12 protein-coding genes are annotated in these 15189 nt (G+C 47.4%); 11 read left to right on the top strand and 1 reads right to left on the bottom strand.

Annotation, left to right across the window (positions count from 1 at the left end; all coding sequences use genetic code 11):
- Window position 1: 1 nt before the first annotated feature.
- The 7 genes from ACFO5U_RS11450 to ACFO5U_RS11420 all read left to right on the top strand — a co-directional run bounded on the left by ACFO5U_RS11450 (window position 2) and on the right by ACFO5U_RS11420 (window position 7887).
- A complete protein-coding gene (locus ACFO5U_RS11450) occupies window positions 2-829 on the top strand; it encodes an ABC transporter ATP-binding protein (protein WP_377279197.1) in 828 nt (275 codons plus the stop codon).
- Between the two features lie 30 nt (window positions 830-859).
- Window positions 860-1696, top strand: a complete 837-nt coding sequence (gene nikE, locus ACFO5U_RS11445) for a nickel import ATP-binding protein NikE (RefSeq protein WP_377279196.1) — start codon at window positions 860-862, stop codon at window positions 1694-1696.
- 336 nt (window positions 1697-2032) lie between these two features.
- The gene (locus tag ACFO5U_RS11440; protein WP_377279195.1) at window positions 2033-3016 is read left to right on the top strand and encodes a ketoacyl-ACP synthase III; all 984 of its coding nucleotides are present in this window, start codon (window positions 2033-2035) and stop codon (window positions 3014-3016) included.
- Between the two features lie 178 nt (window positions 3017-3194).
- Window positions 3195-4190: an ATP-binding cassette domain-containing protein gene (locus ACFO5U_RS11435; protein WP_377279194.1), complete on the top strand. Its 996-nt coding sequence runs from the start codon at window positions 3195-3197 to the stop codon at window positions 4188-4190.
- Entirely contained in the window at window positions 4187-5029 is an 843-nt protein-coding gene (locus ACFO5U_RS11430; protein WP_377279193.1) for an ABC transporter permease, read from the top strand. Before ACFO5U_RS11435 ends, ACFO5U_RS11430 begins: the two co-directional genes overlap by 4 nt.
- A 122-nt stretch (window positions 5030-5151) precedes the next feature.
- A complete protein-coding gene (locus ACFO5U_RS11425) occupies window positions 5152-5973 on the top strand; it encodes a PP2C family serine/threonine-protein phosphatase (RefSeq protein WP_377279192.1) in 822 nt (273 codons plus the stop codon).
- A 111-nt stretch (window positions 5974-6084) separates the two neighbouring features.
- Window positions 6085-7887, top strand: coding sequence for a M3 family oligoendopeptidase (locus tag ACFO5U_RS11420; RefSeq protein ID WP_377279191.1), 1803 nt, complete (start codon window positions 6085-6087; stop codon window positions 7885-7887).
- Between the two features lie 182 nt (window positions 7888-8069).
- Here the strand turns inward: ACFO5U_RS11420 and ACFO5U_RS11415 are convergent, their stop codons facing one another.
- Window positions 8070-8846, bottom strand: coding sequence for a class I SAM-dependent methyltransferase (locus ACFO5U_RS11415; protein ID WP_377279190.1), 777 nt, complete (start codon window positions 8844-8846; stop codon window positions 8070-8072).
- Between the two features lie 213 nt (window positions 8847-9059).
- On the opposite strand from ACFO5U_RS11415, the gene ACFO5U_RS11410 reads away from it, so the two are divergent.
- The 4 genes from ACFO5U_RS11410 (at window position 9060) to ACFO5U_RS11395 (ending at window position 15077) form a co-directional block, all read left to right on the top strand.
- Window positions 9060-11384 (top strand): bifunctional diguanylate cyclase/phosphodiesterase, encoded by a 2325-nt coding sequence (locus tag ACFO5U_RS11410; RefSeq protein ID WP_377279189.1) that lies wholly within the window; start codon window positions 9060-9062, stop codon window positions 11382-11384.
- 276 nt (window positions 11385-11660) lie between these two features.
- Window positions 11661-12995 (top strand): M20/M25/M40 family metallo-hydrolase, encoded by a 1335-nt coding sequence (locus ACFO5U_RS11405; protein WP_377279496.1) that lies wholly within the window; start codon window positions 11661-11663, stop codon window positions 12993-12995.
- Between the two features lie 23 nt (window positions 12996-13018).
- Window positions 13019-14464, top strand: a complete 1446-nt coding sequence (locus ACFO5U_RS11400; protein ID WP_377279188.1) for a M20/M25/M40 family metallo-hydrolase — start codon at window positions 13019-13021, stop codon at window positions 14462-14464.
- Between the two features lie 187 nt (window positions 14465-14651).
- The gene (locus ACFO5U_RS11395) at window positions 14652-15077 is read left to right on the top strand and encodes a hypothetical protein (RefSeq protein WP_377279187.1); all 426 of its coding nucleotides are present in this window, start codon (window positions 14652-14654) and stop codon (window positions 15075-15077) included.
- Window positions 15078-15189 lie beyond the last annotated feature (112 nt).

Here is a 15189-nt window from a genome sequence, read left to right as displayed (position 1 = left end):
CATGCATACACAAGCGAATGTCCTGCAAGTCGACAATTTGAATATCGTTGCCAAATCCAGCCGAGGGGCTCTTCCTTTGGTGCGAAACGTCAGTTTAGAAATAAAACCGGGCAAAGTGCTCGGGCTGATCGGGGAAAGCGGAAGCGGCAAAACGGTCACTTCCATGGCTTTGATGCAATTATTGGATCAGCGGGCAATGCAAGTCCAGGGAAGCATCCAACTGAATGGCCAGGAATTGAATGGCTTGGAACCAAAAACCATGCGCAATATCCGCGGCAAGGAAATCGGCTTTATCATGCAAAATCCCATGAACGCTTTTACGCCGGTCTACACAATCGGCAACCAATTTGTCGAAACGATCCGTACGCATACGGGGCTTGGGAAAAAACAAGCGGTCGAATTGGCTCTAGCCTCTTTGGAAAGCATGAATTTAGAAGAACCGGCTAAACTGATGAAAAAATATCCATTTCAATTGAGTGGGGGCATGCTGCAACGGGTCATGATCGCGATTTCCATGTCTTTGCGCCCAGCGGTCGTCATTGCCGACGAACCGACAACTGCGCTGGATGTAACCAATCAGCTGCAAGTATTGAAAGAGCTGGACCGTTTGCGGACAGAATGCGGGACAGCGATTCTGTTGATTTCCCATGACTTGGGCGTGATTTCCCAACTGGCGGATGAAGTGGCGGTCATGCGACGCGGAGAAATCGTTGAACAAGCGGAAGTATGCGAATTATTCGATCGTCCGCAGCATGACTACACCAAGAAATTGCTGCAGTCGAGACCGACGTTTTCAGGCAACGAAGTCTTGAACCGGCTCGTCATCTAACTCATGACTGAAAAAAGGAGGAAGCCATAGATGAGTTTATTGGAAGTTAAAGATATTACCCATTCATACGGCACCTCCCGTTCTTTCTGGCGCAAGCAGGACGTGAAGCCTGTTCTTTCCGGTGTTTCACTATCGATAGAAGAAGGGACTTGCCTGGGACTACTTGGATCAAGCGGAGCCGGCAAAAGTACGCTCGGAAAAGTGATTCTGGGCCTAGAGAAGCCGCAGAAAGGACAGGTGATTTTTCAAGGGCAGGATTTGTACACGATGGATGCCAAAAGCCGCCAGCAAATGCGCAGAAATTTACAGGTGGTGTTTCAGGATAGTTATTCTTCCGTAAACCCGCGCCTGACGGCTGAGAAAATCATTGCAGAGCCTTTGGAGAATTACGAAAAGCTATCTTCCAGCGAGCAGAAGCGGGCGATTGCAGATTTGTTGGAGCAGGTCGGGCTTAGCAGCGGCGACATGAAGAAATACCCGCGCGAATTCAGCGGTGGGCAATTGCAGCGCATCAATATTGCAAGGGCACTTGCGTTAAAACCAAAGATGATCGTGCTGGACGAATCTGTCAGCAGTCTGGACATGGTGACCCAAACGACCATTTTGGATTTATTGCGGGACTTGAAAACGATGCATGGCCTTTCTTATCTATTCATCACACACGATATCCGCGCAGCCTATGCCATTTCAGACACGATGGCGATCATGCACATGGGGCGAATAGCAGAGATGTTCCGTGACAAGGACCAAGTGTTCACTTCTCAGCAGCCTGCAGTGAAGAGCCTGGTGGACTCCATGCTTCCTGAGCATCCTCGCTACCGCAATGCGGCTTCTTCCCCAGGGGCAAGACAACTTTTCTCAAGGTGAACTTGTAGAAGGGTACCGAAGAAGTCCTGTTTGAGTGAAGGGGGTGGATATGAAGAAAGTAAAGCGAGAGGAGCATGAGCCGTGTAACGTTTTAACGGCCTTGTACTATCCAAAGATTCTTAAATAAAGAGGTTACTTTACGTATAGTTTACTTAAAAAGTTTACAAAAATATCTGTATTGTTTAATTGAGGACGTCCTGCAATCACGCAGGACGTCCTCTTTTTTTGTAGTGATAGATGAAACTTTTGAACTGAAATAACACCATTTTCACAAATTAGTACCTAATAATAAAACAAGGTGCTAAAATGGTGTTAAGAAGCTAAAGGGGTGTATGAATGAGCAAATCAGCAGCACGAATCACAGCCATCGGATCGTATGTTCCTGAAAAGAGGCTGACGAACCTGGATTTGGAAGAATTAGTAGAAACAAATGACGAGTGGATCCTCCAGCGCACCGGCATCAGAGAACGCCGCATTGCGGGGGAACATGAATTCACGAGTGATATAAGTGTGAAAGCTGCACGGGATTTGGCGGAGCGTTACGGAAAATCGTTTGACGATGTCGATCTGATTATTGCCTGTACGATGACTCCCGACTTTAAAACACCGAGCGTGTCCGCAATGGTCCAAGCAAAACTGAACATCCCGAACGCCGGCGCGATCGATTTGAACGCAGCTTGCGCAGGCTTTTCTTACGGCCTTCAGATGGCGAACGGCTTGATCACCTCCGGATTGCATAAGAAAATCCTGGTTATTGGAGCGGAAACTTTCTCGAAAATCCTCGATTACACCGATCGTTCGACCTGCATCTTATTTGGAGATGGCGGCGGGGCAGTCCTGGTCGAACACGACATAGACAACCCGAGCTTTATCGAATCGCATATGGGAACGAATGGCGCATTGGCCAACAATCTGTATTGCACAGACTTGGCAGGCGAGATGTTCGGCGAAGATTTGGCAGCCCGGAACGTGGTCTGGCAAAATGGCCGCGAAGTATACAAATGGGCGGTCAACACGGTGCCAAAAGGGGTCAGTGCATTAATGGAGAAAGCGGGCGTCTCGCCAAGCGAAGTGGATTGGTTCGTGCCGCATAGTGCCAATTTGCGGATCATCGAATCGATCTGCGCGAGAAGCGGGCTATCGCTTGATAACACGATTTATTCACTCGAATACTTCGGTAATACATCGGCTGGGTCGATTCCGCTATCGCTGTCACAAGGCGTGAAGGACGGCCGCATCAAAGCAGGCGACCAATTGTTGCTGTATGGTTTTGGCGGCGGTTTGACGCATGCGGGCATGCTGATCAACTGGTCGATTTAATAGCTGTATCTTGAAACTCCTGCTAGGCTGCAGGAGTTTTTGTTGTGGAGTAAAAAGTAGTGGATTAATAAGAACGTTTGTTCTATAATGAAATTAAATGAGTGAATATTCTGCAGATAAGTTTATAATAAAAGCCATAATCACGTGAATGTATCCTGCAAAGAAAAAGGTGAGGAGCATGGAAACAAAAAATGTGGAGCGGCAGGCGAACGGATTGGCTGTAGAAGCGGCCGGACTGGTGAAAGTGTACGGGAAAGAACGGGCGGTAGACGGCGTGGATTTAGTGATTCCAAGAGGCACGGTATACGGATTTTTAGGGCCAAACGGGGCGGGGAAAACGACGACGATCCGCATGTTGGCAACATTGATCCAACCGGACGCCGGCAATGCCTCTATTTTTGGCCATGATTTGAAGACAGAAAGCGCGGCCATCAAAAGCCGCATCAGTTTAACGGGCCAGTATGCATCGATTGATGAAGACTTGACTGGAACTGAGAACTTGGTGCTGATCTCCAGGCTGATGGGCTATACGACGAAGGAGGCGAAGCGGCGTGCGGCGGAATTGCTGTCGGCATTCGGCTTGGAACAGGCAGCAAAGCGCCAAGTGAAAAAGTATTCGGGCGGTATGAGGCGGCGCATCGATATCGCGGCGAGCATCGTCGTGACGCCGGATCTGTTGTTTCTGGATGAGCCTACGACGGGGCTGGATCCGCGCAGCCGCAACCAGGTGTGGGAGATTGTGCGCGCACTAGTACAGACAGGGACAACTGTGCTGTTGACGACACAGAACTTGGAGGAAGCGGACCAGCTGGCAGACCGCATTGCCGTCATCAATCATGGCAAGATCATCGCAGAAGGGACGAGCAATGAATTGAAAGCATCAGTCGGGACCGGCACATTAACTGTGCAATTGCTCGATGCCGCAGACCAATCGAAAGCAACGGCCATCCTGGAACAAAAGCTCAGCGTCCCGGTTCACACATCGACAGACGGGGTGACGCTGAGCGCACAGGCGAAAGATTCCTCTATCGTCGCAGAAGCGCTCGGGGAATTGGGCAAAGAAAAAATTGGCATCAGCGATTTCTCACTCGGACGCCCAAGCCTGGATGAAGTATTCCTGACATTGACCGGACAATCTGCCAGCGATCAACCGACTGAGGAGGAGAACTCATGAGCGTGCAGATCGAACATGACAAAACGGCTTATGAAGAAGTGCATCCTTTGAGCGCCGTCGCTGGTGGCAAGCGGCCGGATCCGCCGAGTGCCTTAGCTTCGACGATGGCGTTTGCCCACCGCGCTTTGCTGCGGATCAAGCATGTTCCGGAGCAGATGTTTGACGTGACGGTGTTTCCGATTATCTTTCTATTGATGTTTACGTATTTGTTCGGCGGGGCGATTGCAGGGTCTACGGGCGAATACCTGCAGTTTCTGTTGCCCGGTATTTTGGTCATGACGGTGTCGCAGATTACGATGTATACAGGTATCGATTTGAACAATGATATTCGAAAAGGCATATTCGACCGATTCCGTACTTTGCCGATCTGGTTGCCTTCTGCGCTGGTTGGCGCATTGCTTGTCGACGTCATCCGCTATTCACTGGCATCCGCTATCATGATAGGTCTCGGCCTGGCGCTCGGATTTCGTCCGGAAGGCGGAGTGATGGGCGTATTGGGGGCGGTACTGGTCATCTTATTGTTTTCGTTCAGTTTCTCTTGGATCTGGACAGCTGCAGGCATCATCATGCGCTCTGAAAAATCCTTGATGATGGTCAGTTTTTTGGTGGTATTTCCGCTGACGTTTGTCAGCAATGTATTCGTTGATCCGTCGACTTTGCCGTCCTGGCTGCAAGGCTTCGTCAATATCAATCCGATTTCCATCCTCGCAACAGCGGTTCGCGGATTGATGCACGGCAACGGTACTTGGGAGCAAATCGGCTGGGTGGTCGTCGTGTCTGCGATTTTCGTGGTGATTTTTGCACCGCTGACGATGTATTTGTACCGGCGAAAAGAATAGGGAGAAGTTTCAAGCGAAGAGTCTGCGCGGGCAGGCTCTTTTTTATGCAGTCAAAGTGATTGTTCACGTATACTGAACAAAAGTTATGAATCGTTTCAATACCTAAGTGGAGGCAAGTGCATATGGCGAATAGAAAAAAGCAAACATCATTTAACTGGGTTGGAAGCGAACAATCTTTTGTGGACCAGCTGCATATTCAGCAGATCGGGCCAGTCACAGTCGGGCGCTTTGGCGGCAACTCTACTGCCGGCCAAACTAAGAACGAAGATGGCTGCATGGTGTGGGCCAACGGGACAGCAGACTGGGAATTCACTGTGGTGTTGGACGCCCATCAAACTGCAGAAAGCGCTGAACTCGTGACAGCGGAGATTCTTCGTTTAGAGAATACAATTTATCAGGCATTGAGTTTGCCCATAAATCAAGCTTTTGGCGAGCTATCGAAAATCTTGCTGACGGCTTTCGGCAGCGAGCGCTTTAGAAGAGCTTGCAGCGAAGTGCAAGGAGAGACGGCTGTACTATGCGCGGTGAGAAAAGATAAGTTTCTATGGTGGCTATCGATTGGTGATTGCCTCTTGTACTTATTCCATCCTGAATTAAAAGCACTTGGCGAGATGCAGCAAAATCAGCGCAGTTTCTATGAATGGATCGGAAAAGTAAACACATTCGATCTGTCTGTTCCTTGCTACAGTATAGGGACTAAAGAATTGCGAAAAGGAACAAATCACATCCTGTTGACGACTGACGGACTGGTGGAATGCCCGAATACCGCCTTTTCAGATCCGCTTGAAGTGGCCAAACGCTTCAACGAAGCTTCAAACAGGGGAGGCGTACAAGCTCTGCTAGAAGAAATCAAAGAAAAGCAGGTCCGTGACAGCACTACGATTTTGTCTTGGATGGTAGAAGTCGAAAGCGAATCCACACGCCCAGGCAATGAGCGCCAATAGCTTTGCTACTGACTTTTTATTTCAAAAGGAATATCCAGGAAAAAGAAGAATGTATATACATAGGCTTGAATAAGTCGGCTAGGCGCCGCCGTATAAAAAAGGGGATTATTCGTGGAACAGAAAACTGCACAAACGTGGAATTTAACTTCTTTATATCCTGAAACGAGCAAACCAAATGAACTAAAGGCAATACTGACAAATCTACGGAACACTTTCCAACAGGCAACGGTTCAATTGCAGAACTATCGCCAAATGGACGAGCAGGATACCGATTCATTGCTGAAAATTATTGATCAATTCCAATACGCATTGCTCAACTGGGAGCAGCTCGATGATTATGCCATCTGTGCTTATGCAGAAAACGTGACAGATCAGTCAGCCATTGTCTTGATGGATGAAAGTGCGGTGCTGAAAGCGAAACTAGTATCTTTGCAGATTGAATTGGATCAGACGTTTGCCGAATTTCCCGAAGAGGCTTGGGAAGAATTCGTCGCTTCTGAACATGTCGAAGCACTGTCCTTTTACTTGAATGAAAGAAGGCAAATGGTCAAGGATCGGTTGCCTGTCGAATTGGAGCGTTTGATCGGCGCTCTTTCAGTCAACGGCCTTTCGGGATGGGATCAACAGCATGAACTGATGTTGACTAAATTAAGAGTTCCAATTGAAATAGACGATGAGAAACAGATGGTAACGATCGGTCGTGCATTAAATGAAACCGTCAATGGCAAAGACCGCGATAGCCGGGAGCAGGCAGCTGAGGCTGTTGCTGAAACTTGCGAAGCTGAGGCTGATGCATTTGCGACGGTCTTGAACCGTGTTGCAGGATCCCGTTTGGATATCTACAAACAACGGGGCTGGGACAACAAATTGAATGAGACACTCGAACAGAACCGTATCCAAGAGGTGTCAATCACTGCAATGCTGACTGCCATCGATGGCAATAGGGAGTTGTACAGAGCATATATCGAACGGAAATTGAAAGTGATGGGTTTAGAAAAAGCTAGTTGGTTCGATTTGGAGTCGCCAGCTTTCTCCCTTTCTGGCAAGGTAGATTTTACTATAGCGAAAACTACCATCAGCAAACAGTTCCATCAGTTCAGCGAAAAGCTTGGAAGTTTTGCCGACCGCGCTTTTGAAGAAGACTGGATTGATTCCGAGAACCGTCCGGATAAAGCGGAAGGTGGATTTTGCGCTTCGATGCCTTTGGCCAAAGAAAGCAGGATCTTTTTGACGTATCGTGATACTTATCAAGACCTCATCACCTTAGCACATGAATTGGGCCATGCTTATCACAACTATATTCTTCACGACGAGCCTGCGCTTGCGCAGCAAAAAGGTACAAGTGTCGCGGAGACGGCCTCCACGTTCATGGAGAATCTGGTGCTAGATGCTGTCATCGAACGGACGAAAGATGAAAACGAACGACTTGCTATGCTGGAAATGAAAATTAGGGATGGGTTGAAATACGTCGTGACTGTGCCGAACATGTTTCGCTTCGAGCAAAAGTTTTACGATCAACGGACAGACGGCATGATTTCAGCCCAGGAGATCAAAACCTTGATTGCCGATGTGGAGAATGAAATATATGGGGGCTTGGTCGACGATTTGGCTGTCTATAAATGGATGTACATTAGTCATTTCTACGATGCTGAAAGGGCGTTCTATAATATTCCGTATACAATCGGTTATTTATTCAGCAACGGAGTGTATGAATTGGCCAAAAAACAACCGGTAGGGTTCCCGGAGCGATATGACACTTTGCTGCGCGATTCCGGGAAAATGACTGTTGAGCAATTAGGTGAGAGTTATTTAGGGGCGGATATAACACAAGTGAAATTTTGGCGAGACGCCCAAAATTCGTTGACTTTAGCTATTGAAGAATACTTGGAGCTGACAGAACAATACGCTAGATAAAATCATTTTCGAGATGCTTACCGAAAAATGGATAGCGATCGGCATGGCGGTTGCAGTAGTTGGCAATTTTTTTGTAGGGAAACTGTTGATTTAAAAAAAGTGAGTCATAAAATAAACAGCGAGTCACCTATCGAAAAACGAAAAAGAGGGCAATGGTTTAGTTTTAAACCATTGCCCTCTTTTCATTTTTTCATACACACGTATATCATTTCGCTGCTAGAAGCCGACAAAGGTTTTTTATCCCACGAGCTATATGATTCCAGAACAATAAAGCCAGCTTCTGTCAGCAATCGCTCCATTTCAAGGGGAAAGACGTAGCGCAGCGAGATGCTGTCTCGTTCAGAAGTTCCTGCCTCAGGTCCATCCATAATTTCCCTTGTGGATGAACAATGCAGGATCTGTGTGAGTGCATGATAGGTTTCAATAGTTGTGTCCATAACCCTTCTGTTTCGCCTATCCGTATAGGTCCTTGTCGATGTATCGACTTGTGCAAGTTCGTCCAAAACAGGAAACCTGGTGTTGAAAACAAACACCCCGTTCGGCTCTAGGTGGGTCCATACGGATTGGAGCAATCGATTTTGCGAATCATTAGTCAGGAAATGTTGAAACGAATTGCCCGTCATATAAATGAAAGAGGCCACAACTTGTAAAGCCAATTGCGTACAGTCCTGCAAAACCCACTCGACAGCTAGCGGAGTATCGGCTGTCTTTTCTTTCGCCTGCTCGAGCATGCCTTTATGAAGGTCCACGCCTATCAGTTTGTGGCCCTGTTCCGCCAATGGAATGGTAACCCTCCCAGTGCCGCATCCCAAATCGAGGATGGTTCCTTTTTGTCGATCCGCCCATTCCAAAAGAAAGGGGACATCTTTTAAATAGTTTTGATATTCCAGGTCATAAGCTTCCGGATCTGCGTATTTTTCGAAATTACTGAGGAAAATGTCTTCTTCATCATGTTTCAAAGTGCATCCCACCTTAGTGTTATTGGGCTTAGAATCACTATTTACTAACAATATAGCATAGTTTTTGAGAAGAACTGGAATAAAGCAAAGCAGCTTGGAGTTATTATGAAATTAAGTTAATGACTATCAAGATTCTTCTGATAAAATCAGTAGAAGAAGTATTATTTTCATCATAAATTTACAAAATTTAGTATTTGAATGGAGTCGGATGACATGAAACTCAAAATAAAAACGGCGGGACTCGTCGGAATCGCCATGGGAATATTTATATTGATGTTATTTGTGTTCATCCGTCCCTTTCTTTTGAATGATGCACAGTATTTGGACGAAGAATCATTACGCATCGACATACTGCGGGTATCAAACTATATCGATTCCGAAGCAGACGCATTGCAGCGTTTAAATCGCGATTGGGCGGTTTGGGACGACACTTACCAATTTGTAGCCGAACCGAACGACCGGTACATCAACTCGAATATTATGCAGGATACATTCGAAAATAATGCCATCAACTTCATGCTGTTTATTAATAGCGAACAACAACAAGTATATTCCGCGGCCTATGATCTCGAAGACGGAAGCGAAATGGACTTTTCCTTAAGCTCTGAATTTATTGAATCCGAATGGGCGAACTTAAACACCAGGAACGAGGCGTTAATTATCTATGAAGAAGACATCGGCTCCGTTCTTACCGTCAGCGAACCGATTTTGACCAGCCAAGAAGAAGGGCCGAGTGTCGGGGTATTGATGATGGGGAAAATTCTGGATCCTGCTTTTTTTGACACGATGGAAAATAACTTAGCAATCGATATCCGCACCTTGACCGAGGAACAGGATATCGCCAGTGCACAGAGTGAACCGCTTGCACTAAACGATCAATTTTTGATGGATACTGTGCCTATAAGCGAAGGCCTGGCTCTTCAAGTGACAAAAGAGCGCAAGTATTACAATGAAAAATTGAAAAGCCTGAACGATTTATTTCTCGCTTTGTCGCTTGCGACTTTGATGCTCGTGTTTTTTGTTTATTATTTATTGGATCTCTTCGTGCTTTCCCGCATTTCATTTTTATCGGGACAACTGAAGAACATTGACTTTGATCAACCCAAATCCTTGAAAATCGAGAAGTTGAAAGATGGAAAAGACGAAATTACCGATTTGGAAAAATCGGTGCGCAGCATGCTCGAAAGTTTGGAAAAAGCGCATACGAATGTTACGCAAATCGCTTATTTTGACTATTTGACCAAACTGCCCAACCGCTTTAGTTTGTATCGTGAGTTTGATGTGAGAACCGCTAAGGACGGGCTTCCTTTTGCAATTTTATTTTTCGATTTGGACGGCTTCAAGCGGATCAATGATTTGTACGGCCACAACAGCGGTGATGAATTGTTGCAGCAAATAGGGCAGCGGCTGTCGCAGGCCGATTATATGAACGAAGGGCACCGCTTGTACCGGATTGGCGGCGATGAATTCATTTTATTGGTGCCATACAGCAAAGGTACTCAAATTATTAGCTTGATTGAAGCGCTCATGGCGGATATCCGGAAGGAATTTGTCTTAAGCACTGTGAGCACCTCTATTTCTTCGAGTGTGGGAGTCAGCTTTTATCCGGATGATGGGGAGACTTTGGAAGACTTGCTGCGCTTTGCAGATGATGCCATGTATGAAGCGAAAAAATCTGGGAAGAACAATTATTATTTCTATTACGAGTTGGAAAACCGCGATATGTATCAATACATGCTGACGCTCAAAGAAGGAATCTTTGCCGCCATAACTCTCGATCAACTGTATGTGGAATACCAGCCAATCATGCATACGTGCGGCAAAAAAATAGCGCGCGTGGAAGCTTTGGTCAGATGGAATCATCCACAGTACGGCATCATCTCACCGGTTCAATTCATTCCACTTGCAGAAGAAGTCGGCGCCATTCGGCTGTTAGGCGAGTGGATCCTAAGAAAAGCGGTAACAGACATCGGAGCTTGGAATGCAGCCAACGAGAATTCTCTCGCTGTTGCTGTAAACGTCTCGAATTTTCAAATGGCCGATAAGGAAAATCTTTTGCACACGATTGATCATGTATTGGCAGAAAGCCAGTTTCCGCCTGAATTGCTGCAAATCGAAATCACTGAAAGCGATACAGCCGTCAAAGATAAGGACATCGCGGAGTTTATCGGGGAACTGAAACGAAGGAACATTAGTGTCGCATTGGATGATTTCGGCGTCGGTTCTTCTTCGTTGTTCCAGTTGACGACACTCGACATCGATGTGGTCAAGATCGACCGCAGTTTCCTTCAAGAAGTACCGGGCAACATGAATGACACCATTTTATTAAGCGGAATCCTCCAAATCCTCCACAATTTAGGTATTCAAGTAGTGACAGAGGGCATTGAAAATAAGGATCAACTGGAATTCATTTCAACTCAAAACATCGCTTATTTGCAAGGCTATTACTTCAGCAAGCCGGTTCCGTTAGAGTTGCTGCTTGAAGTAAGAGATGAATTAGGGGGTCAATTGCCAGTTCAAGGAAACGCAACTCCCTAAAAACTCTCCTTTCATAGGAGAGTTTTTTTATTAAAGAACGGTTTTATGAGGAGAAAAACCTTAATCAAGGATGCTTCGGTTTTGGCAAGCATTATTTAAGAACTAGTGGACTCTGAAATTTCAATGTTGTGCTAGTTCTTTCCAACTTATTAACTTAATTTTCCATTACTTTGTAACCGTTTTCATTATTTTGGGAAGGGAAAGAGTGAATAGAAAAGGAATACTTGTTAGGGCTTTATGAATAAACATTTAGGGGAGGAAAGACAATTGAAAAGTATGAAGTGGAAAACAGCATTTTTATCAGCATTGCTTGTGTCATCGAGTTTTTATGTGGCGCCAACAGGCATGTTTGAACAACAGGCGGTACAGGCTGCACCAGGGAAAAACGGGGCGGCGTTTGACCAGAAAGTGATTTCGAGGATCGACCAGGAACGCATGTATGAGGATGTCTTTTATCTGACTGAAACGATCGGGCCGCGCGTAGCCGGAACGGATGCAGAAAAAGAGACTGCACAGTTTCTGAAAGAGCGGCTGGAGTCTTACGGTTATGATGTGGAAATGCAGGAGTTCGACATTCCGGATTTGGTTGTCGGCCATTTACATACCGACTCAGGGGACGTGCTGGTTAACATCCCGGCAGGTTCCGCAGCGACTGTAGATGAAGGATTGACGGCTCCGCTATATAATGGGGGACTCGGCTTTCCGACAGATTTCAGCAATGACGCAGCAGGAAAGATCGCGCTTATTGAACGCGGCGGCATCACCTTTGCACAAAAAGTGACAAACGCATATGCAGCGGGTGCAGTCGGTGTATTGATTTACAATAATGTCGACCAGACAGGCCCACTCAATCCGTCACTCGGCGGCGCTGAAATGCCGATTCCTGTCGGTGGCATCACCAAAGCAAGCGGGGAAGCGTTGAAAACGGACGTCTTGGCAACAGGCGAATCCGTTACTTTGAGCGTCCAGGCGTTTGAAGGCGCAACATCCGAAAACGTCATCGCCACGCGCGCGCCGAAAAAAGGCGGCACTGACGGAATCGTCCATGTGACTGCCCATTACGATAGCGTCCCATTTGCGCCAGGTGCTAGCGACAACGCCTCCGGAACAGCGGTGGCACTCGAAATCGCACGCGTCCTGAAGAGCTACCCAATCGACCAGGAAGTGCGCTTTGTCTTTGTCGGCGCTGAAGAAATCGGCCTTCTCGGCTCACGCTATTACGTCAATCAACTGAGTGAAGATGAAGTGGCGCAAAGCGTCGGCAATTTCAACATGGACATGGTCGGCACCTCTTGGGACAATGCAACGGCAATTTATTTGAACACGGTGGACGGCTTGCCGAACATTGTGACGGATACGGCAAAAGCGACAGGCGAGCGGATCGGCACGCCATCTGAACTGATCTTATTCCAACGCGGTGCATCCGATCATGTGCCATTCTTTGAAGCGGGCATACCCGCTGCGAACTTTATCCGCCGCGAACCCGGCACGGCCAACTTGGAGCCTTATTACCATACACCGCTGGATACAATCGAATTTATCAGCGCAGAACGCCTGAAAGAAGCGGGCGATCTCGTAGGCGCATCCGTTTATCAATTGATTAGAAAATAATTCAATGAGGGAGTGGCTGTCGAATGAAAAAAGAACGTCTATCAGGTGAAGTGAAAACTACAGGACTGAAAAAGAAATTCCTGAGCTATACACTCGCAGGAGCGCTCGTCTTGAGTGTATCCCCGATGGCGTTGCCGATTGCGGATTCCGGCGCGGCCAGCGTCGCTTACGCGGCGAACGGCAATTCCGGCGCAGCGCATGACCAGAAGATCGTCAACCGCGTCGATGCGGAGCGGGCGATCGAACATATCCGTTACTTATCTGAAGAAATCGGTTCTCGCCCAGGAGGACTCCAAGGGGAAAAGGAAGCGGCAGATTATGTCGCGAACACGTTGCAGGGGCTCGGCTTTGACGTGGAATACCAATACTTTCCGGTTGCGGATCAGTATATCGGGAACGCCGCATTTTCCGACGGTACCGTTTGGGAAATGGGCGCTGCACCGAACGGCAAAGTGAGCCAGCAAGCAGTTAAAGCTCCGGTCATTTACGTGGAGGGCGGCGTATCGTTAGCGGATTTCCCGGCGGACACGGTAGGTAAAATCGTCCTGTTGACGCGCGAGTCTTCGACTGCCGCTTACCGCACGCAAGTCGATAACGCCATCCAGGCAGGCGCAGCAGGCGTGATCCTCCAAAGCGTTGTCGGTGGGCGCGGCAACTTCGGATCGACGTTTAACCCGAGCCTCACGAAATCCTATGACGTGCCGGTATACGGTGCGGCATACATCCAAGGGGAATGGCTGAAAGAACAGCTCGCGGATGGAACGGTGGACCTGAACTTGACGGCAACGCATTACAAGGACCTCGAATCGGTCAATGTCATCGGAACGAAAAAAGCAAAATCGCAAAATGCAGACGCCAAAGAAGTGCTTTTGACGGCGCATATGGATAGTGTCGTTGGTGCGCCAGGGGCAAATGATAACGCATCCGGCGTCGGCCTAATGCTCGAATTGGCGCGCGTCTTCAAAAGCTACAACACCGACAAGGACATGAAGTTTATCGCCTTCGGCTCGGAGGAAAGAGGCTTGCTTGGTGCCCGGTATTATGTCGATCAGCTGAGTCAGGCTGATCGCGATAAGATCGAAGCGGTCTACAACCCGGATATGGTGGCGACCAGTTATGAAAAAGCCGAGAATCTATATGCCATGACTGTCGACGGCTCTAGCAATATCGTCACAGAGTCGACTGTCGCAGCGGGTGCGCGCCTTGGGAACTCGGACATCCTCCCTGGCCAGTTCGGCTCGAGCGACCATGTCCCGTTCCATAATGCCGGCATTCCGGCAGCCCTCTTTATCTGGATGGGCATCGACAGCTGGAATCCGCTCGTCTACCACATCGAAAAAGTCTATCATACGCCACAAGATACAATCGAAGACAATGTCTCCGAAGAGCGCATGCAGTCAGCACTTGAAGTGATCGGTGCCGGACTATTCGATGTTGTTCGAAAAGAAGTGCCGAGCATGAAAGAATAACAAGGGATAGCACTATAGCATAGAAAGAGAGCCGTTCCAGCACAATCAGCTGGAACGGCTTTTTCGGTTTGCGCAACGCAGAGTTGGAAGGACAATCGGATTGCAAAATAGAATTTATTAGTGGATGTTTTTAATTATTTCAACAATAACTAAAGCCGAGCACTTCGAAAGGGCGAGTGTAGTTCATATGAAAAAATGGGTAACGGCAGCTTTGATTTTTATCCTCGTCATAAGTTTATTCGGTTACCGTACGATGGCAAAGCCAGAGATGACGGTGTATACGCAAAGTGTATTTCCTCACAATGGACAAACCTATATCAGTTTTTCCTTCATCATCGATGACAATCGGTCGAAAAAAGTCAAGCTGGATAATTTGGACATCAGCACGGTGGATGGGTTTTCTTACTCTGTTCTACCTTACGAAGTGACGGATTACGCCGATGTCGCAGTGGGTGAAGCTCTTGCACCTTTTGAAGAAATCAAAGAACACCGAGCTCATACTATTGTTATCGGTCCTGTTCCTCAAGAGTCGCTGAATGCGTACACTGAAGTCTCGCTCAACTTTAATCATTTTGATTTTGCCTTCAATTGGGACATCTGGCCAGAGGATTGAGCGCGAGGCTGCATCTAAAAAAAACAGCGGTCTATAACGTAAAGCTGTTCCGGCTCAAATGGCCAGAGCAGTTTTTTATGTGGAATCTGATGCCTTTTCTGCTTCAGCATCT

The sequence above is a fragment of the Planococcus dechangensis genome (assembly GCF_042654465.1).
In the GTDB taxonomy this organism is placed as follows: Bacteria; Bacillota; Bacilli; order Bacillales_A; family Planococcaceae; genus Planococcus; species Planococcus dechangensis.
Note: the sequence above shows the minus strand (reverse complement) of the source record. Positions and strands in the feature narration are given on the sequence as shown.

Coding starts and splice junctions, on each gene's coding strand:
- ACFO5U_RS11450 (WP_377279197.1), top strand. CDS start 2: ATGCATACACAAGCGAATGTCCTGCAAGTCGACAATTTGAATATCGTT.
- nikE (WP_377279196.1), top strand. CDS start 860: ATGAGTTTATTGGAAGTTAAAGATATTACCCATTCATACGGCACCTCC.
- ACFO5U_RS11440 (WP_377279195.1), top strand. CDS start 2,033: ATGAGCAAATCAGCAGCACGAATCACAGCCATCGGATCGTATGTTCCT.
- ACFO5U_RS11435 (WP_377279194.1), top strand. CDS start 3,195: ATGGAAACAAAAAATGTGGAGCGGCAGGCGAACGGATTGGCTGTAGAA.
- ACFO5U_RS11430 (WP_377279193.1), top strand. CDS start 4,187: ATGAGCGTGCAGATCGAACATGACAAAACGGCTTATGAAGAAGTGCAT.
- ACFO5U_RS11425 (WP_377279192.1), top strand. CDS start 5,152: ATGGCGAATAGAAAAAAGCAAACATCATTTAACTGGGTTGGAAGCGAA.
- ACFO5U_RS11410 (WP_377279189.1), top strand. CDS start 9,060: ATGAAACTCAAAATAAAAACGGCGGGACTCGTCGGAATCGCCATGGGA.
- ACFO5U_RS11405 (WP_377279496.1), top strand. CDS start 11,661: ATGAAGTGGAAAACAGCATTTTTATCAGCATTGCTTGTGTCATCGAGT.
- ACFO5U_RS11400 (WP_377279188.1), top strand. CDS start 13,019: ATGAAAAAAGAACGTCTATCAGGTGAAGTGAAAACTACAGGACTGAAA.
- ACFO5U_RS11395 (WP_377279187.1), top strand. CDS start 14,652: ATGAAAAAATGGGTAACGGCAGCTTTGATTTTTATCCTCGTCATAAGT.